The 18,348-nt window shown below is 66.4% G+C and carries 17 protein-coding genes; 12 read left to right on the top strand and 5 right to left on the bottom strand.

Annotated elements, in window-relative coordinates; genetic code table 11:
* Positions 1 to 20: 20 nt before the first annotated feature.
* From ACIQCS_RS07255 to ACIQCS_RS07275, 5 genes are all read right to left on the bottom strand, one after another.
* On the bottom strand, positions 21 to 1,544 hold the full coding sequence (locus ACIQCS_RS07255) for an aldehyde dehydrogenase family protein (RefSeq protein ID WP_345851395.1): 1,524 nt from the start codon (positions 1,542 to 1,544) through the stop codon (positions 21 to 23).
* 112 nt (positions 1,545 to 1,656) lie between these two features.
* Positions 1,657 to 3,057 carry a succinylglutamate-semialdehyde dehydrogenase gene (gene astD / locus ACIQCS_RS07260; protein WP_345851396.1) on the bottom strand — a complete coding sequence of 467 codons (1,401 nt, stop codon included), beginning with the start codon at positions 3,055 to 3,057 and terminating at the stop codon, positions 1,657 to 1,659.
* Between the two features lie 118 nt (positions 3,058 to 3,175).
* Complete coding sequence (locus ACIQCS_RS07265) at positions 3,176 to 4,372, bottom strand: aspartate aminotransferase family protein (RefSeq protein WP_345851397.1); 1,197 nt, start codon at positions 4,370 to 4,372, stop codon at positions 3,176 to 3,178.
* Positions 4,369 to 5,805, bottom strand: a complete 1,437-nt coding sequence (locus ACIQCS_RS07270) for an FAD-binding oxidoreductase (protein WP_345851398.1) — start codon at positions 5,803 to 5,805, stop codon at positions 4,369 to 4,371. Before ACIQCS_RS07270 ends, ACIQCS_RS07265 begins: the two co-directional genes overlap by 4 nt.
* Positions 5,802 to 6,824, bottom strand: a complete 1,023-nt coding sequence (locus tag ACIQCS_RS07275) for a 2-oxoadipate dioxygenase/decarboxylase family protein (protein WP_345851400.1) — start codon at positions 6,822 to 6,824, stop codon at positions 5,802 to 5,804. The genes ACIQCS_RS07270 and ACIQCS_RS07275 overlap by 4 nt, the downstream gene beginning before the upstream one ends.
* 95 nt (positions 6,825 to 6,919) lie before the next feature.
* Here ACIQCS_RS07275 and ACIQCS_RS07280 point away from each other — a divergent pair, with 95 nt between their 5' ends.
* The 12 genes from ACIQCS_RS07280 (at position 6,920) to ACIQCS_RS07335 (ending at position 18,332) form a co-directional block, all read left to right on the top strand.
* Entirely contained in the window at positions 6,920 to 7,831 is a 912-nt protein-coding gene (locus ACIQCS_RS07280; protein WP_280281255.1) for a LysR substrate-binding domain-containing protein, read from the top strand.
* A 59-nt stretch (positions 7,832 to 7,890) separates the two neighbouring features.
* Positions 7,891 to 8,262 (top strand): DUF3703 domain-containing protein, encoded by a 372-nt coding sequence (locus ACIQCS_RS07285; RefSeq protein WP_345851403.1) that lies wholly within the window; start codon positions 7,891 to 7,893, stop codon positions 8,260 to 8,262.
* A 320-nt stretch (positions 8,263 to 8,582) separates the two neighbouring features.
* On the top strand, positions 8,583 to 9,197 hold the full coding sequence (locus ACIQCS_RS07290; protein ID WP_345851404.1) for an Ig-like domain-containing protein: 615 nt from the start codon (positions 8,583 to 8,585) through the stop codon (positions 9,195 to 9,197).
* A 40-nt stretch (positions 9,198 to 9,237) separates the two neighbouring features.
* Positions 9,238 to 11,001, top strand: coding sequence for a hypothetical protein (locus ACIQCS_RS07295; protein WP_345851406.1), 1,764 nt, complete (start codon positions 9,238 to 9,240; stop codon positions 10,999 to 11,001).
* A gap of 23 nt (positions 11,002 to 11,024) precedes the next feature.
* Positions 11,025 to 13,592, top strand: a complete 2,568-nt coding sequence (locus tag ACIQCS_RS07300; protein WP_345851408.1) for an RHS repeat-associated core domain-containing protein — start codon at positions 11,025 to 11,027, stop codon at positions 13,590 to 13,592.
* A 13-nt stretch (positions 13,593 to 13,605) separates the two neighbouring features.
* Positions 13,606 to 13,878: a hypothetical protein gene (locus tag ACIQCS_RS07305; protein WP_345851409.1), complete on the top strand. Its 273-nt coding sequence runs from the start codon at positions 13,606 to 13,608 to the stop codon at positions 13,876 to 13,878.
* A 601-nt stretch (positions 13,879 to 14,479) separates the two neighbouring features.
* Positions 14,480 to 15,337 (top strand): BTAD domain-containing putative transcriptional regulator, encoded by an 858-nt coding sequence (locus ACIQCS_RS07310; protein ID WP_345851411.1) that lies wholly within the window; start codon positions 14,480 to 14,482, stop codon positions 15,335 to 15,337.
* A gap of 192 nt (positions 15,338 to 15,529) precedes the next feature.
* Positions 15,530 to 15,757 (top strand): hypothetical protein, encoded by a 228-nt coding sequence (locus ACIQCS_RS07315; RefSeq protein WP_345851412.1) that lies wholly within the window; start codon positions 15,530 to 15,532, stop codon positions 15,755 to 15,757.
* 45 nt (positions 15,758 to 15,802) lie between these two features.
* Complete coding sequence (locus tag ACIQCS_RS07320; RefSeq protein WP_345851414.1) at positions 15,803 to 16,810, top strand: hypothetical protein; 1,008 nt, start codon at positions 15,803 to 15,805, stop codon at positions 16,808 to 16,810.
* Entirely contained in the window at positions 16,803 to 17,255 is a 453-nt protein-coding gene (locus tag ACIQCS_RS07325; RefSeq protein ID WP_345851415.1) for a hypothetical protein, read from the top strand. The genes ACIQCS_RS07320 and ACIQCS_RS07325 overlap by 8 nt, the downstream gene beginning before the upstream one ends.
* Before the next feature lie 32 nt (positions 17,256 to 17,287).
* Positions 17,288 to 17,866, top strand: coding sequence for a hypothetical protein (locus ACIQCS_RS07330; RefSeq protein ID WP_345851417.1), 579 nt, complete (start codon positions 17,288 to 17,290; stop codon positions 17,864 to 17,866).
* A 58-nt stretch (positions 17,867 to 17,924) separates the two neighbouring features.
* Positions 17,925 to 18,332 (top strand): hypothetical protein, encoded by a 408-nt coding sequence (locus tag ACIQCS_RS07335; RefSeq protein ID WP_401530453.1) that lies wholly within the window; start codon positions 17,925 to 17,927, stop codon positions 18,330 to 18,332.
* Positions 18,333 to 18,348 lie beyond the last annotated feature (16 nt).

Consider the following 18,348-nt stretch of genomic DNA (forward strand, 5'->3'; position numbering starts at 1 on the left):
CGAAGCGTTCCGTGCGGCTTTCATACCTCCAGGTCGAAGCGCACGCCCTGGGCCAGCGGCAGCGAGCGGCCATAGTTGATGGCGTTGGTTTGCCGCCGCATATAGGCCTTCCAGCTGTCGCTGCCGCTTTCGCGGCCGCCGCCGGTTTCCTTCTCGCCGCCGAACGCGCCGCCGATTTCCGCGCCGGACGGTCCCATGTTCACATTGGCGATCCCGCAATCCGATCCGCCGGCCGACAGGAACAGCTCCACTTCGCGCATGTCGGTCGAGAAGATCGAGGAAGAAAGGCCCTGCGGCACGCCGTTCTGGAGCGCGATCGCCTCGTCCAGCGTGGAATAGCGCAGGACATAGAGAATGGGGGCGAAGGTCTCCTGCACCACCGGGCCGTCCTGGCGCTCGGCTTCGACCAGGGCGGGGCGAACATAAAAGGCGTCCTCGCCGCCGATCGGCAGGCGTTCGCCGAAATGGACGCGCGCGCCGGCGGCATTCGCCGCGGCCAGCGCCGCCTGCATCGCGTCGAACGCTCCGCGATCGATCAGCGGGCCGACCAGGGCATTGCCGTCGAGCGGGTCGCCCACCGTCACTCCGGCATAGACCTTGTGCAGCCGCGCGACGAAATCGTCGGCGATGTCGCGGTGGACGATCAGCCGGCGGAGCGTGGTGCAGCGCTGGCCCGCCGTGCCCATCGCCCCGAACGCGACCGCGCGCAACGCGAGGTCGAGATCGGCCGAGGGCGTGACGATCGAGGCGTTGTTGCCGCCCAGTTCCAGGATGCTGCGGCCGAAGCGGGCGGCGACGGTGCGCCCCACCTCGCGGCCCATCCGGGTCGAGCCGGTTGCCGACACCACCGGCACGTCCGGATGCTCGGCCAGCCGCTCGCCCAGTTCGCGTCCACCGATCAGCAGCTGCGACAGGCCATGGGGCGCATCGTCGCCGAAGTCCGCGGCGACCTGCTCGAACAGGGCCTGGACGGCGAGTGCGGTCAGCGGAGTCTTTTCCGACGGCTTCCAGATCAGCGAATCGCCGCACACCAGCGCCAGCGCCGCGTTCCAGCTCCACACCGCGACCGGGAAGTTGAACGCGGAGATGATGCCGACCGGGCCGGCCGGATGCCATTGCTCGGCAAGCCGGTGGTCGGCGCGCTCCGACGGCATGGTCAGGCCGTAGAGCTGGCGCGACAGGCCCACCGCGAAGTCGCAGATGTCGATCATCTCCTGGACTTCGCCCAGCCCCTCGGACAGGACTTTCCCGGCCTCGATCGTCACCAGCCGGCCGAGCGGTTCCTTGTGCACGCGCAGCTTCTCGCTCAGCCGGCGGACGAACTCGCCGCGGCGCGGAGCCGGCACCAGCCGCCATTGCCGAAAGGCTACCAAGGCCGCCGCCACCGCGGCGTCGCAATCCCCGATCCCGTGCTCCCCCAGCTCGGCCAGCGGCTCGCCGGTAAGGGGCGAGACTGCGGCGAGCGTTCCTCCCTCCAGCGCCGATGCCGCCACGCCGAAATCGTTCAGGATCGCCCGAACCTGATCCCGTAAATTTACCACCATCGTGCACGGCTCCCGAATTGCTGCGATCCAGCGGGCCCTAGCAGACGGTCCACCGGGCGTTTCGCATTTTGGGCGCGCATTTGATCGGCTGACAAGGGAAGCGCCATCCGTCCTACAGACCGGGCACGGGCTGCGCCTCGATCGCCGGCGCTTCGAAGCTCGCCATCGGATAGGCGCAGTAATCCGCGGCATAGAAGGCGCTCGGGCGATGATTGCCCGATTCCCCCAGACCGCCGAACGGCCGGTTGGAAGCCGCGCCCGTCGTCGGCCGGTTCCAGTTGACCACGCCGGCGCGGATCTCGGTCGAGAAACGCTCCCACAGCGCCGGATCGGCCGAGATGAGCCCGGCGGACAGGCCGAAGGCAGTGGCGTTGGCACGGGTGATCGCCGTGGAGAAATCCGCAACGCGGGTGATCTGGAGCGCCGGAGCGAATATCTCGCGGTCCGGCAGTTCGACTCCGGTCGCATCGAACAGCGCCGGGGCGATGAAGGCCGGGCCACGCCCCGCGACCGGGCCGCCGGGCAGCAGCGGCCTGGCACCCTGGACGACCAGGCCATCGAACGCCGCTCCGGCCGATGCCGCGGCACGGGCAGAGACCAGCGGCCCCATAAAGGCATCGGCGCCGTCGTTCCACGCCGCCACCGGCAGGCGCGAGGCCAGGGCCTGCACTGCCTCGACGATCGCGGCGCCCCGCCGGTCGTCCGGCACGATCAGGCGGCGGGCGCATGAGCAGCGCTGGCCGGTGGTTATGAAAGCGGAGTGGATCACCAGAGTCGCCACCGCCTCCGGATCGCCGTCCCAGGCGATGAGCGGATTGTTGCCGCCGAGCTCCAGCGCAAGGATCACCGACGGCCGATCGAGAAAGGCGCGGCGGAAATGGCGCCCGGTCTCGGCCGATCCCGTGAACAACAGGCCGTCGATATCGGCCGCGATCAGCGCCGCCCCGGTCTCCCGGCCGCCCTGGACGACCTGCAGCACGTCCGCGGGCAACCCGGCGCGGGACCAGATGCCGGCCATGCGCTCGCCGATCGCGGGCGTTTCCTCGGATGGCTTGAACACCACGCAATTCCCCGCCAGCAGCGCCGGGACGATGTGCCCATTGGGCAGATGGCCGGGGAAATTATAGGGGCCGAGCACGGCCATCACGCCATGGGGGCGGTGGCGCAGGACCGAGCGGCCGAACGGCATGGCGGCCTCGTCCAGGCCCGCGCGCTGCGCCTGGGCGGCGATCGATATCTCGACCTTGCCGATCATCGCCGCCACTTCGCCCCGGCTGTCCCACAGCAGCTTGCCGGTCTCGCGCGCGATCAGCGTGGCGAGTTCCTCGGCCTCGTCACGCAGGATCTCGGCAAAGCGGCGTGCGATCCCGATGCGCTCGGTCAGGGGCGTGCGGGCCCAGCCGGGAAAGGCGATGCGGGCGCGCTCCACGGCGGCAAGGCATTCCGCCGGGCTGGTCGGCCGGCCCTCCCAGATGGTCTCGCCGGAAGAGGGATCGGTGGATCGCAGGAACATGGCACTCACTCGCTTGCATGGACAAAGTCGCCGGCACGCCCGCCCGGGGCGCGCGCATCGGCCTCGGATATAAGCAGGCTGCCACCGTTTTGCCCGGCAACGGCCCAGATCACCAGTATCAGGCCGCGGCGGCGAAGCGGATGCGCGCGGCCGCGAATGTCGCCTCGATCCGGCGCAGCACCTCATCGGCTTCGTCGGCGGTGATGGTGAGCGGCGGCAGCAGGCGGATGCAATTCTCGCCGCCCCCGGCGACCAGCAGCCCATGGTCGCGGGCCAGCGCCATCACCTCGCGGTTGTTCGGCACCATGCGGATGCCGATCAGCAGGCCCTTGCCGCGCACGTCGACGGCGACGTCCGGAAACCGGGCCGCGAGATCGCGCAGCCCGGTCGCCAGCCGGTCCGAGACCGTGCGGACATTGGCCAGCGTTTCCTCCCGGGCGATCTCGTCAAAGGCGGCGATGCCCACCGCCATCGCCAGCGGATTGCCGCCGAAGGTCGAGCCATGGACCCCGACCGTCATCGCCCGGCCCACCGCCGCGGTGGCGAGGCAGGCACCGATCGGGAAGCCGCCGCCCAGCGCCTTGGCGACCGCCATGATGTCCGGCGCGGCGCCGTCGAACCATTGATGGGCGAACAGCCGGCCGGTGCGACCCATGCCGCTCTGCACTTCGTCATGGATCAGCAGCACGCCGTGTGCGTCGCACAGCCCGCGCAGCCACAGCAGCCATTCGCCGTCGAGCGCCCGGGCACCGCCTTCGCCCTGGACCGGCTCGACGATCACCGCCGCCGTCGTCGGACGCCGCACCGCTTCGTCGATCGCGGCGCGGTCGTCGATGGTGAGCTGGACATAGCCGGGCAGGCGCGGGCCGAACCCGTCGAGATAGGCGGGATTGCCCGAGGCATTGACCGCGGCATAGGTGCGGCCGTGAAAGGAGCCCGCGAACCCCACGATGTCGATCCGCTCCGGCGCGCCGTTGACCGCATGATATCGCCGCGCGGCCTTGAGCGCGCATTCGACGGCCTCCGACCCCGAATTGCCGAAGAACACCGCGTCCGCGAAGGTCGCTCCGACCAGGCGGTCCGCCAGTTCCGCCTGCCCGGGAATGCGGAAGATGTTCGAGACGTGCCACAGCTTGCGCGCCTGTTCCTCCAGCGCCGCCACCAGGCGCGGATGGGCATGGCCCAGGCAGTTGGTGGCGATGCCCGCCACGCAATCGAGGAAGGTGCGTCCGTCGCGGGTGTGGAGCCACATGCCGTTGCCGCGCTCCACCTCGAGCGGGGCGCGGTTGTAGACGCCCATCAATGCATCGCTCATTCCGTGCCTTCTCCTGTCGTTCCGAAATCGACCCGTCCGCTCGAAACGGGGGCCATGATGTCCTGGATCTCGCCGGCCAGGCTGCGCACTGCGCCGGGCACGAAGCGCCGGTAGCTTGCGATGTTGCGCGGGCCGATGCCGTGCTCGGCGCTGAAGCTTCCGCCGAACTCCTCGACGACGGTGTCGAAGATCAGCATGCGGGCGCTCTCGAGCAGTGCGGGGTCCGGCGTGCCGTTCGCGCGCGGCCAGACGAGATTATAATGGAGCCCGCCGTCCCCGATATGGCCGAAATCATGCGGCACCAGCCCGGGTGCATGCTGCGCGAGCAGGCCGGCCATCCGCCCGCGAAAGGCCATCACGTCGCTGCGGCGCAGCGCGATGTCGCAGGCCACCACCGTGCCCTTGGCACGCAGCCCCTCGGGGATCGCGTGCCGGAGCGCCCAGAGCCGGTCGCGCCGGTCGATCGCGGCGTCGCGAATGCTGGCATCGGCACCGCTCATGAACGGCTCCAGCGCGGCGGCGAGCCGCTCTTCCAGCAGATTCTCGTCGAACGCTGCACCCGCGGACAGCTCGATCAGCACCGCATAGGGCGGGGGGCTTCCGAACGGCAGCTGGAGGCCGGGGACATGATCGGTCGCGGCCCGGATTGCCGTCTCGCTCATGCCCTCGAAAGCGGACAGCCAGCTGCCGAAATCCCGTTCCAGCGCCAGCAGGAGCGGAAGCGCGGCACGGGGATCGTCGAGCGCGAGCAACGCAGTCAACCGGGCGGCGGGCAGGGGGTGCAGGGCGACGGTGGCGCGGGTCACGATCCCGGTCGAGCCGCAGCCGCCGACCAGCAGCTGCTTGAGGTCGAGCCCGGTATTGTTCTTCCGGAGCGGCGCGCCGAGCCGGATGCGCGATCCTTCCGCATCGGAGCGGACGACTTCCACCGCCAACAGGTTCGCGCGGACATCGCCATAGCGCAGCAGGCGGGCGCCCCCGGTATTGCTGGCGATCATGCCGCCAACTGCCGGATCCGCGCCGAGATCGATCGGAAAGAACAGCCCGTACTCGGCGGCCGCCGCGTTGAGCGCCGACAGCCGGACTCCGGCATCGATGGTGGCGGTGCGGTTGGCGGGATCGATCTCGATCAGGCCGGCGAGCCGCTCGAGGCTGACCAGCAAGCAGGGTTCCCCGTCGGCGGCCAGGCTCGCACCGGCCAGGCCGGTCCGGCCGCCGGCGACGACGAGGCGGATGCCCGCTCCGGCCGCCAGCCGTACCAGCGCCGATATCTGGTCCGCATCGTTCGGGCGGACGACTGCGATCGGCGCGCCGCCGCCGGCGCCGCGGCCGTCGCTCCGATAGGCGGCCAGGTCGGACGGGTCCGTCAGTACCTGCGCCGCGCCGACGATATCGGCGAGCGTGCCGAGAAGAGAGGCGTGGGCGCCGGTCATGCGGCCTTGGTCATGCCGAAGATGCCGGTGGCGTTGCCGCTGTCGAAGGACAGGTCGAGCGTGCCGGTTGCCGGATCGATGTCGCGCGTGATGAATTCGTAGAAGGAGCCCGGGACCGACAAGGTGCGGTCCGGGCCTGCCGGCATGCCGAACGCGCGATCGACGGGGTCGGCGCGGAAGGCGGTCTGGCGGACGCGACCGGTGCCGGAAACCTCCACGTTGTCCTTGATCGGCCGGCCGAGCGTGCGCTGCGCTTCGGCCAGGGCAGCGACGTCGGGGACCCGGTCGGTCGCGTGATTGAAGGCATTGCCCTCGGTGGCGATCCAGGCCGCCTCTGCCGAGGAGCGCTTGAGGATCTCATAGTCCGCGAGCATCGGGCGGTCGTGCTGGCGCCCGAACGCGCCGCCCGTCACGCGCAGCGCTTGCGCGGCGACGTCCGGTGCGAGTTTCTCGCCCCGGCCCAGCCGGGCGAGCGCCGCCGCCGTATCCGGGTCGATCGGATCGCGGGAAGTGCCGAAGACACGCGCGGCGGCATCGGCGAACTCCGCGCCGAACTGGTCGACGTGCAGCTCGCTGACGAAGAATTGCGGAATGGTCTCCGGATGCGTGCGATGGCGATAGGCGCGGCCCGTCATCCGCAGCCGGGGCAGCGGATAGATCGCCGCTTCCGCATAGCCGAGCGGCTCGAGGATCCGGCGGAATGCCTGTTCGCCGGCGGGCAGGGCGCCGGTGTCGCCGCGGGGCAGGCGGATCGTCCGCAGGGCGCCATGGTCGAAGCGGACGCGCCGGCCGGAACGGCGGACATCGTCGACATAGGCGGCGCCCGTCGCGGCGCGATCGAGCAGATCGGCGAAGAGGATGGTATTGAGCGCGACCGTGAAGGCGAGCGCGTCGACCGCCTGCGCGGCCTCCGCCGGATCCGCCATGGGCTCGATGATCTCCCGCGCTGCCCGTGCCCGATCGGCGGGCAATATGGCTCCCACCAGCGCATTCATCGCGCTTTGATGCTTATTCATCATTTACCTCGACCTGATTGCCAACCGCATATGGCCATGTGAGGTATGGGTGGAGCGATTCAAAACGGATAAGTGTCATCTGCAGATGAGTATATGGAATGAGTGAGGGCAGGCGCCTGCTGCCGCCGATGGCGGCGCTGAACAGCTTCGTCGCCGCGGCGCGCCATGGCAGCTTCTCGCGGGCGGCGGCCCATATCGGCCTCACCCAGAGCGCCGTCAGCCGGCAGGTGGCGTTGCTCGAGGACTGGCTGCAGACCAGCCTGTTCGACCGGCATGGCCGCCGGGTCACGCTCAACGCGGCCGGCCGTGCCTATGCCGATGAAGTCAGGCCGGCGCTGGACCGGATCCGGCTGGCCACCGATCGGCTGATGAGCGGCACCGGGCGGACCTTGCTCATCGCCACGCTGCCGAGCTTCGGGATGCGCTGGCTCGCGCCGCGGCTGCCGGGTCTCTCCGCACGCCATCCCGAGATGACCGTCAATTTCGCGGCGCGCTCCTTTCCGTTCGACCTGGAGGAGGAGGGGTTCGACGGGGCGATCCATTTCGGCCAGCCGGATTGGCCGGATGCCTCGCATCTGCGCCTGTTCGGCGAGCGGGCGGTCGTGGTGTGCAGCGCCGATTGGCTGGCGTCCCATCCGATCGAATCGCCGGCGGACCTGATCGACAAGCCGCTGCTGTTCCAGGCGTCCCGGCTCGATGCCTGGAATCGCTGGTTTGCCGATTGCGGGATTCCCGACCTGCCCCGGCTGCAGGGGCAGCGGTTCGAGCATTTCCTGATGCTCGCCCAGGCGGCGGCGGCGGGCGTCGGCGTCGCACTGATTCCCGAATTCCTGATTTCGCCGGAGCTCGCGAGCGGGAATCTGGTGATTCCCTTCGACCGGCCGCTCCTTACCGACGACGCTTATTATCTGGTGCGGCGCACGGATTGGCGGAGCAACGGCGCGATGGTCGATTTCAGCGCGTGGATGGCCGAGCAGATCGATGTCGTCAGATTGTCCGAAGGCGTGTGACAAGTAGCGTCGGAGCGATCGGCGCTGCGGGGGCGTGTTGGGCGAGAAGGAGATTTTCTATGCCGGCGGTGCGTGAACCATGGATTCCGGCGTTGGTCGAGGCGGAACTGACTGTGTTTCGCGACGCGCGTGCCGGTGGCGATGCGGCGCGGGCCTGGCGTGCGCTCGAACGCGCGCACATTCTGGCGCAGCCACGACTGGTGCCGCATCTGCGGGTGCATGCGATCATGCTCGGCTATGCGTGGCGGCTGCGCCAGCCCGGCGAAGTCGCCGGCCAGCTGTTCCGGATGGCGCTCGCACCGCTCGGGCATCTCACGGGGCGGACGCCGGCGGGCAATACCGGCCGGTCGAACGTCAGCGCCTTCGCGCCGATGCCGATCCCGTCGGACCTGCATTCGGCACGCGAGGATGCACGCGACACGCCACGCTAGGAAGGGCAGCGGCGCATTGCTGCCTTGGGGCATCTCGACGGTTTTCCGGCCGCGAGCCGTGCGGCCCGGTTGCCCAGGCTCGGGCCATCGCCATCCAGGCGCGTGACTCGATCGGGAAAGTGCCGCGCGCAGAGCGGCGGAGTCCGCCAAGTATCACCGAAATGGGAGTATCTTGGTGGTGGACATATTGTGGAAACAAACTTGAATTGTCTTGAGAAAAAGGGAGGGTGGCCGCGTTCGCACATCTTTCGCGCCCTATTCTTGGGTGCGGCATTTTTCCGAATTGATTCAATCCATTAAATGGAAATCGGGAGGGGCATATGCGTCTTCGCTTGTTGGCGTGCACGAGCACGCTGGCCATAGGTTTCGCGTCGCTGCCGGCGCATGCGCAGGAAACCACGACCTATCAATATGACCAGCTGGGGCGGCTGGTGCGGTCGTCGATCAGCGGCGGGCCGAACAGCGCGGTGACGATGGCGACCTGCTTCGATCCGGCCGGCAATCGCGCGCAATATTTCACCGGCACCGGGGCGCCGCCCGTCTGCGCCACGCCCACGCCCACGCCGACGCCCACCCCGACACCCACGCCAACGCCGACGCCTACTCCCACGCCGACGCCGACCCCGACGCCGCCCGTCGCGGTCAACGACTCGACCTCGTTCGCCTGCTCGACGACGAAGACGGTGAACCTGCTGGCGAACGACTATGACCCGAACGGCAATGTTCCGCTGACGCTGGTCTCGATCAACCCGTCCTCGGGGTCGATCTATGCCTCGATCGTCAGCAGCACCTCGGTGACGTTCAGCGCGGCCTATACCGGCACCGCGAGCTTCACCTACACGATCGCCAACAGCCTGGGCGCGACGGCCACGGGCATCGTCACCGTCACCGCCACCGGCAACAACAACAGCTGCATCGGCGAGCCGCCCGTCTAGCGCGCCGCGCCGCCACCCCAAATTCCTGATGGAGACCAGAATGCATAGGCATGTTGCACGGCTTCTCACGGCCTCGGCGATGCTCGGCGCGGTACCCGCGACGGCCCAGATCGTCCCGCCCAAGATCTACTCGACCACCCCGACGGGCGTGAACCTTGCCGATACGGCGTTCACCTATTCGGAGACCGATATCGCGATCGGGCCGCTCAAGCTCGAGCGCTTCTATATCGGCAGCTACCTGAACGATCCGAGCAGCCTGTTCTTCGGTACCCACACCAGCAGCAATTTCGACATATATGTCGGCAGGACGGTCAAGTCGCCAGGACGGTCGATCCTCACCGTCCATCTCGGCGCAAGCTCCGGCGGCAGCTATGAGACGGGAAGCGTCACGCAGATCGCCGCCAATATGGATGCCGAAGTCGGCACGCTCGTGCTGTCGGGCAGCAACTATGTCTATACCGATACCGCGGGCACGGAATATACTTTCTCCTCCTCGGTCCCGGTGAGCGGCGGCGTGGGGCTCCCCTCCTCCCAGCGTGTATCGCGTATCGTGTTTCCCGATGGGCGCGTGCAGACCTTCTCGTACAACGGCAGCAACCAGCTTCGGCTGGTCAGCGACAGCTCGGGCTATGCGCTTGTGTTCGACTGGGGTGCGAACGGGCGCATTTCGGCCGCATGCGGCTTCAACCTTTCGCGGACCTATGTAACCAGCAGCACGACCTGCGCCGGGGCGAGCCTGAAGACGAGCTATGGCTATTCGGGCAGCCTGCTGACGAGCGTCTCCGATGTCCAGTCGAACACGACCAGCTATGGCTGGCAGACCGGCTGGACGCAGATAAATTGCGTCACGCCGCCGGGCTATAGCGGCTGCAAGGTCGCCAACACGATCTTCGACGGCAAGGTGATCGGCCAGACGCTCGCGGACGGTACCGTCTGGACATATTCGTCCAATGTCGAGCCGGGTGTCATCACCGACGAGGGGGCCAATATCGACAGCGACGGCCAGATCAGCTCCGGCGCGCTTGACCCCAGCGGCAATGGCTTCGGCGGTACCTTCACCCGGTCGAACCCCTATAGCTTCACCGACGGGAACGGACAGACGACCCAGTATCGCTACAAAGGGGCCGACTATTATTTCGACAACGATCCGCCCGGCGGTCCGCTGTCCGAAGGCAGCTTCCTGGTCGAGGCGACCTATCCCGAGGGCAACAAATATCTGGCCGAATATAATGGCCCCTATCGCGCCCTCAGCAAGGAGACGCTGGTCGCGAAGCCGGGCTCCGGCCTTCCGAACCTCGTCAAGCAATATGGCTATTACTTCTTGGGGGCTCCATACACGATCACCCGGCAGAACCAGACCAAGCCCGCGATGATCGTGGATGCGAACGGAAACCAGACCGACTTTACCTATGCCACGCACGGCGGCGTGACGAGCGAGATGCAGCCGGCGCCGGTTGCGGGTGCGGCGCGGCCGCTGAAGCTCTACACCTATGTGCAGGGCTATGCCTATGTGAAGAATTCCGGCGGGGCGCTGGTGGCGGCGGCGTCGCCGGTCTGGCTGCCGGCGACCGAAACGCTGTGCCAGACCTATGCCGGCAGCAGCACGGCGAGCTGCGATCCGGCGGCGCCGATCACGGTCACCAGCTATGAATATGGCGCGAGCGGCACGGCGGACAATCTGCTGCTGCGTGGGCTGGTGGTGACCTCGGCCGGGGTCAGCCTGCGCACCTGCTATGGCTATGACGAATATGGCAACAAGATCTTCGAGACCAAGCCGCGCGCTGGTCTTGCGAGCTGTTCGTGAAGCGGAAGCAGGGGGACATGACCATGAAGAAGATCGTCGCTCGGCTGCTGGGCTCGGCCGCCTTGCTCGCACCGCTCGCCGCGATGGCGCAGTCGGCGCCGTCGGATTTCACTACCGGAACGCGCTATGACGCCGCGCACCGGGTGGTGGGGACGATAATGCCTGATCCAGATGGAGCCGGCCCGCTCCACCATCTGGCAGTGCGCAACACCTATGACGCCAATGGGCGGCTGACGCTGGTCGAGAAGGGCGAGCTTGCCGCCTGGCAGCCAGAGGCGGTGACGCCGGCAAGTTGGTCCGGCTTCACCGTCCAGCAGAGAGTGGAGATGGTCTATGACCTGCTCGACCGCAAGGTGAAGGAAAGCGCGTCGTCGGGGGGGATAGTCTACCAGTTGACGCAATATAGCTATGACAGTGTCGGCCGGTTGCAATGTGCCGCGGTGCGGATGGACCCGGCGCTGTTCGGCAGCCTGCCGGCCAGCGCCTGTGACCAGAGCAACCCGTCCAATCCGATCGACCGGATCACGAAGAATATCTATGATCCGGCGGGCCAGCTGGTGCAGGTGCGCAAGGCGGTGGGGTCGAGCCTGGAACAGGCCTATGCGAGCTACGGCTTCACGGCCAATGGCAAGCAGGAATATGTCGTCGACGCGAACGGCAACAAGGCGCGGCTGGTCTATGACGGACATGATCGCCAGGCGCAGTGGCAGTTCCCCTCGACGAGCGCGCCGACTGGCTACAATCCCTCGACACCCGCCAATGCCCTGGCGACGGCGGGCGCGGTCAACGCCAATGACCGCGAGGAATATGGCCATGACCTCAACGGCAACCGCACCTCGCTGAGGAAGCGCGACGGGCGGGTGTTCAGCTACACCTTCGACGCGCTGAACCGGATGACGGCGAAGATCGTGCCGGATGCCTGTGTGGCGGGCTATGCGTGCACCAACGTCCCCGCTTCGATGACGCGGGACGTCTATTACAGCTATGACGCGCGGGGGCTCCAGACGGCGGCGCGGTTCGACAGTGCTAGTGGCGCCGATGCGGTGCTCAACAGCTATGACGGCTTCGGACGCCTCACATCGAGCGGCACGAGCATGAATGGGTCGAGCGTGGCGTTCAGCTATCTCCATGATGCCGACGGCAACCGGACGCGGATCACGCATCTCGATGGGAATTTCTTCACCTACGAATATGACGGACTCGATCGTCCAGTGGTAATTCGCGAGAATGGCGGAACGTCGGTGGTGACGATGAGCTGGGACGCGCAAGGGCGGCGTTCCGGCGAGGTGCGAGGCGGGGTTGCCTCCAGCTATGGCTATGATGCGGTCTCGCGCTTGAGCAGCCTGAGCGACGATCTGGCGGGCAGTGGCCATGATGTGGTGACCACCCTGGGCTACAATCCGGCCAGTCAGATCACAAGCAGGGGCCGGTCGAACAACAGCTATGCCTTCGGGGCCTATATCAGCACCAACCGCAGCTATGCGGTGAATGGGTTGAACCAATATGCTGCGGTCGGCGGCAACAGCTATGGTTATGATTCCAACGGCAATCTGACCTCGGACGGCGGCATTGCCTATACATATGACGCCGAGAACCGATTGGTGGTGTCATCGACTGGCGCGAGCCTCACCTATGATCCGCTCGGGCGGCTCTATCAGACCTACAGCCCATCGACAGGCGTCACGCGGTTCTATCATGACGGCGATCAACTGACGATAGAGCTGAGTGACTCGGGTGCGATCCTCAGGCGCTATGTCCACGGCACTGGCGAGGATGACCCGCTGCTATGGTACGAGGCGTCGGGACTCATTTCGCGGCGAAGCTTGCAGATCGATCATCAGGGATCGATCGTGTCGGTGGCGGATGCTGGCGGCAGCGCACTTTGGATCAACAGTTATGACGAATACGGCGTTCCGGCCAGCGGCAACCAGTTTCGGTTCCAATATACCGGCCAGGCATGGATTCCCGAGTTGGGCATGTACTACTACAAGGCCCGGATCTATGCGCCGATGCTCGGGCGCTTCATGCAAACCGATCCGATCGGATATAAGGATCAGGTCAATCTCTATGCGTATGTTGGTAATGACCCGCTAAATCACACGGATCCGACAGGGGAGTGTGTTGGGCCCTTTGCAGGGCCATGTGCGATAGTCGGAGGCGTCATCGTGGGTACGGCAGTTCGGTGTGCGGCTAGCGCGCCCTGTCGCACGGTCGCCATCCAAGGTGCGCGCTGGGTGGTGCGCGAAGGTCTCAAACAACTGCTGACACCTCCGAAACTACATATTCCTGTGTTCGATCGTCCGCCGGGACTTAAAAATGAAATCTTTGATATCAATGATAAGGGAAGAATAAAGGACAAGGATCTGGAGAACATTCCGATCGCTGACAATGAGTTGGATAAAGCGATTTCGGATCTGGATAGGAGTATTGAGCAGAGGATTTCGGAGAATGATCGGTACCCTCGTGGTAATCCAAACGGGGACAACAAAGAGAAGCGTGAAAATCAAAGATACCGTGGACATAAAGAGCGCATAGCTCGGGAAGTTAATCTACGGGAAAAACTCAAGCAGCGTCGCGAGAGTTTGAATTAGTGAGGTGGAATTCATGAATAAAGATATGGCCATAAGTATGATAAGGAATGGTCAAGGTGATATATGGAGTATTATAAATTACTATGCGACATCTCATGAGGAAATCGAGCTAGCAGATCATATGGATGATGATGAATTAAGATCTTCAATTCTATATATATTGTCAGAATTGCCCTCTATTGACGCGGGTGTTCATGAGCGGATTATTCAAAAAATTAAGGCCAACGAGTTTCGTGGTGGCGATCTGGAATGGGCTAATGAAATAATAAATACTAGGATTAGGTGATATCGGCATTATGTTAAAATGCTGACCTGAATTGATTGTGGCTTGAGTTTGTTGAATATTTTTTGAGCGTTGGGCCATGAGGTTGTAATATTTCGGGTTGTGTGCGCAGAAGTGACTTGCCGCTTCGTAGGCGGTTGTCGAAGTGGTTTCAGATCGGATTGCGAACCAAGCGCGCGCCGCACCCCAATAGCCTTATCAGACCAAAAAATTGGCCACGCGTCACCGCGACCTTGTACCCGAAGCAGCCATCTGCACCGACAGGTTGCTGCAAATCCTTCGCCTAGAGCCCAGGCCTGTAATGCCCCCAGTGAGAGCCTCCAAAGGGCGGCAAAGTAACGGCCCAGACGCCCCTCAATATTCTTAACAACGCCTTCAGTCTAAATAACGTGCTGGATTTTGTCCGCATGTTGCAATAGTGTGTCTGTCTTGATCCGCGCTGCCTTGTGCAGGCGGGCGCTTGGTTCGAGCAGCAATGCGCTTGGTCAAGCCGGGGGCGGCCGGGATTAGTCCGGCAGGTCCCGTTGCAGAACCGCATTGCAGAGCTTGTTCAACTTTCAGAACCGGTGTCGCCGATTATAACGCATGCAGCCTGGGGAGTGGCATGGCCGAATTGGCGTTGCACCTGTTGGGCGCGAGGATCGCGCTCGACTCTGCTGGGACGGCGATCATGCTGCCCAGCGTCGCCTGGTCGCTGATCGGCGCCGTATTGGCCGCGCCGCATCGGCGGATCGGGCGTAGCCAGCTCGCCGCGGCGCTGTGGCCCGACCAGGATGAGGAAGCGGCGCGGCGCTGCCTTGCCACGGCCTTGTGGCGATTGAAGCAGCGCCTCGGCCGATTGAACCTGCTCCGCGTCGGCAAGGAGACGATCGCGCTCGCCGAAGGTGGCGAGGTGTGGGTCGATGCGATCGCGTTCGAACGCGGTGTCGAGGGCGTGCTCGCGGATCCGGCGAAGCTGGACGATGCGGCCGAGCGCGATGCGCTGCGACAGGCGCTGGGCCATTATCGCGGCGATTTGCTCGAATCCAGCCCGGTCGATGCGATCGCGATCGAGCGGGAGCGTCTGCGCGCGCTCTATCTCGATGCGGCGCTGGAGCTTGCGCGCGCCTGCAAGCGGCACGGCGAATGGCGCGTGGCGAGCGAGCTGGGCCGCGCGATCTGCGCGGTCGAGCCGCTGCGCGAGGATGCCCAGCGCCTGCTGATGGAAGCGATGGTCGCATGCGGCAATCGCGCCCAGGCGGTGCAGCATTATCGCAGTTTCGAACAGCTGCTCGCCGACGAGCTCTCGGTGCGGCCGATGCGGGAGACTCGCGAGCTGGCCGCCGCGATCGCGCGCGTATCGGTGTCGCCCGAGCCGGACGCGCCGATCCGCGCGGACGTGCCGTATCGCCAGACTCTGCTGATGGCGCGCCAGCAGCTGGCGGAAAGCCTGTCGCTGCTCGATCAGGCCCTCTCGCAATAGATTTCCCCCGATAACCCCAGTGGATTCCGCACGGCCTTCCCGGTGTGCGGAATTTTTTTTCCGTTCTGTTTCAATCGATAAGGCCTGGTGTGAGGCACTGGTGATGCACGGGTGATCGGCCCGTGATCGGCCGCTGTCAGGTTCCGCCTCAACAACAATCTGGGTTGCGACTCCAGTGCCTTGGAGGAGAGCTTGAATGAGGTGGATCGGTTGCGCGGCGACGCGCGCGCCAAGACGCTCGTCATCCGGTGTTGGTACGAGCGCGGCGACGACGACGCTGTCTGGCTGCGCGGTACCGTCCGCGATCTCTCGCGCGGCCGTGCACTCGCTTTCGAGGGGCTCGAGTCGCTCCTGCTCAAGTTGCCGGCACTCATCGGCGACGGCGCGCCGCCGGCGCGCGCCGATGGATCGCCCGAATGATCGCTGCGCGGCTTTTCGTTCAGACCGCTTGTTGGGAGATGATCGATGACGGACTATCCCCTGCTGCGCGCCAGCCTTGCGCCGCAATATGCGCAACTTCCCCCGGATCGCCTGAATGACCTGGTGCGATCGATCTATGGCCCCAACGCCACGGCCGAGGATGTCGAGGGGCTGTTCGACGACATCGGCAGCGGCCTGCGCCGGGCCGCGGGCGCGGTGGGCAATTTCGCGCAAAAGGCCGCTCCGGCGCTCGCGCGTGCGCTGCCCAGCGTGGCGAGCGGTGCCACGGGCGGCGCGGCCTTCGGGCCCTGGGGCGCGCTGATCGGCGCCGGCGCCGGCCTGGCGAGCGGCCTGTTGTCGCAATCGGGGAACCGGACCGCGCGCGATATCGGCGGCGCTATCCACAATGTCGGAGGCCTGGTGTCGACGGTGCGTGGCGGCGGCGCCAACGGCGCGCTCGGATCGCTGGCCTCGGTCGCCAGCGGCGCGCTCGGGAGAACGCCCGCCGGCCGGGCGGCGCTCAGCGGAATACAGGGCTCGCAGCGCGCGCCCTCGGGCGGTGCGGCGAACATGCTCGCCGGGCTTCTGGCCCGTCCCGAGCTGGCGCAATCGCTGATGTCCTCGCTGATGGGCGGCGCTGGGCGGCAGAATGTCTCGATCAGCGGCCAGCAGGTGCCGGTGAGCCAGATGCTGTCGACGCTCAGCAACGTCGCCGGGCGCGCCGCGCACGAGGCGGCCGAGGCGGAAGGGTCCGCCGAGGACACGCCCGAATATGCGAGCGCGATGGCGGAGGCCTTCGGCATCGATCCGGAGGATTCGGAAGGGCGGAGCGACGCGCTGCTGGCGCTGCTCGCGCTCACCCCGTCGATCTGGATGAATCGGCCGGCACCGGTGAACGTCCAGGTCAATCCTGCCGATCCCTATTTCCCCGCGGGCGAGAGCGCATGGGCCGAATGGGAAGGCGAGGCCCTGTTCGACGAGGATTGGGGCGAGGATTGGGGCGGCGAGGATTACGCCGAGAGCGATGAATCCGTGGAATATGCAGGTGTTTGACGCCGCTGCCCGCGCTGCCGCCGGCCCCGGGCTCGATCCCGCGGCGATGATGCAGGAATTCGCGGCCGGCGATCCGCGCATGGCCGCGCTGATGGAACTGATGCAGGCGCAGCGCGCCGAGCCGAGCAACGATGTCGAGGCGCCGGACGAGCGCGACGAGCTGATCGCGGAACTGAGCGCGCGGCTCGACGCGGCCGAGGCGCGCCTGACCAAGATGACGCGGATCGCCCGGCAGCTGCACGAGGCCGGCCGCGCCGGGGCGCAGCGGCTGAGCCGGCTCGCCGCGGCGCTCGGCGCCTGCGGCCTGTGCTGGGGCGATGATCCTGCCTGCCTCGGCTGCCATGGTCGCGGCCGGCCCGGCATGGTCCGGCCGGACGCGCAGATCCGCGCCGAGCTGTTCGGAGCGCCGTCGCCGGCGCGCGAACCCGCGCTGCACGCACACTGACCCGTTCAACATTTGATGACAGGAGGAACGTGATGTTGGGAACCGCCTTTGAGAGCGATTTCGAAGGGCTCGTGGAGAGCGATTTCGAGTTCGACACCGAGGATTACGGCGAGGACTATGGCGAGGCGTTCGACGAGGCCGCGCGCCCCAGGCTCGGCGCACGGCCTGGCCGGGGCGGCCGGCCGGGGATCAAGCTGCCGCCGCGCGGCAATGCGGTGCCGCGTGCCGTCCCGGGCGGCTTCGCGACCAAGGCCGAGCTGGCGGCGACCGCCAAGCGGCTGGACGACCGCATCCACACGACTTCCGCGGCGCTGAAGGCCGTCGACACGCGCGCCCGCGCCGCCGAACGCGAGATCGGATCGATGGGGCAGGCGCTCCGCAAGGAGATCGCGCTGCGCAAGAAGGAAACCGCCGAGCTGAAGAAGGGCCTCGACGAGTCGCGCCAGATCGCGATGATCCTGCCGCTGATCGGCGGCGGGAACGACAAATTCTCCAAGATGCTGCCGGTCCTTCTCTATGGCGGCGCGCTTGGCGGCTCGTCGACATCGGCGAGCGACGGCAACAACGGCGTGATGACGACGATGATGATGGCCATCGCGCTTTCGGCCTGACCGGGCTGCTGTCACCGAAAGGAATGCGAGCATGTTTGACCAACAGCTGAACAGCCTCGTGCTCGGGCGCGCGGCGGGGAGCTCCTTCGGCCTGTCCTCCACGGATCTCGGCCGGCTGAGCATCATCGCTTACATGGCGGGCAATCCCTTGCTCGCGATCATCGCGGCGCGCTCCATGGCGGACAAGCCGTCCGACGAATGCGCGGAAGACGATGACGTCGGCGAAATGGAGGATGCGGTCGAGGCGGCGCAAGCGGCGGCCGAGGATGCGGAGGCGGCCAAGGGCGGTGCCGAAGCGGCACGCAAGGGAGCCGAAGCCGCGGCGCAGGAGGCGAAAATCGCCGCCGACGCCGCCGGAAAATCGGCCGCCGCCGCCCAGCAGGCGGCCGACGATGCGAGCAAGGCCGCCGCTCAGGCGCGGGAACCGGCGAAAGCGGGCGCCATCGCGCCGCCGCTCAAGAAGTAGCGGCGGCCGGGCCAGG

The organism is Sphingomonas sp. NPDC092440 (assembly GCF_044754985.1).
Lineage (GTDB): Bacteria > Pseudomonadota > Alphaproteobacteria > Sphingomonadales > Sphingomonadaceae > Sphingomonas.

Coding starts and splice junctions, on each gene's coding strand:
- ACIQCS_RS07255 (WP_345851395.1), bottom strand. CDS start 1,544: ATGGTGGTAAATTTACGGGATCAGGTTCGGGCGATCCTGAACGATTTC.
- astD (WP_345851396.1), bottom strand. CDS start 3,057: ATGTTCCTGCGATCCACCGATCCCTCTTCCGGCGAGACCATCTGGGAG.
- ACIQCS_RS07265 (WP_345851397.1), bottom strand. CDS start 4,372: ATGAGCGATGCATTGATGGGCGTCTACAACCGCGCCCCGCTCGAGGTG.
- ACIQCS_RS07270 (WP_345851398.1), bottom strand. CDS start 5,805: ATGACCGGCGCCCACGCCTCTCTTCTCGGCACGCTCGCCGATATCGTC.
- ACIQCS_RS07275 (WP_345851400.1), bottom strand. CDS start 6,824: ATGATGAATAAGCATCAAAGCGCGATGAATGCGCTGGTGGGAGCCATA.
- ACIQCS_RS07280 (WP_280281255.1), top strand. CDS start 6,920: ATGAGTGAGGGCAGGCGCCTGCTGCCGCCGATGGCGGCGCTGAACAGC.
- ACIQCS_RS07285 (WP_345851403.1), top strand. CDS start 7,891: ATGCCGGCGGTGCGTGAACCATGGATTCCGGCGTTGGTCGAGGCGGAA.
- ACIQCS_RS07290 (WP_345851404.1), top strand. CDS start 8,583: ATGCGTCTTCGCTTGTTGGCGTGCACGAGCACGCTGGCCATAGGTTTC.
- ACIQCS_RS07295 (WP_345851406.1), top strand. CDS start 9,238: ATGCATAGGCATGTTGCACGGCTTCTCACGGCCTCGGCGATGCTCGGC.
- ACIQCS_RS07300 (WP_345851408.1), top strand. CDS start 11,025: ATGAAGAAGATCGTCGCTCGGCTGCTGGGCTCGGCCGCCTTGCTCGCA.
- ACIQCS_RS07305 (WP_345851409.1), top strand. CDS start 13,606: ATGAATAAAGATATGGCCATAAGTATGATAAGGAATGGTCAAGGTGAT.
- ACIQCS_RS07310 (WP_345851411.1), top strand. CDS start 14,480: ATGGCCGAATTGGCGTTGCACCTGTTGGGCGCGAGGATCGCGCTCGAC.
- ACIQCS_RS07320 (WP_345851414.1), top strand. CDS start 15,803: ATGACGGACTATCCCCTGCTGCGCGCCAGCCTTGCGCCGCAATATGCG.
- ACIQCS_RS07330 (WP_345851417.1), top strand. CDS start 17,288: ATGTTGGGAACCGCCTTTGAGAGCGATTTCGAAGGGCTCGTGGAGAGC.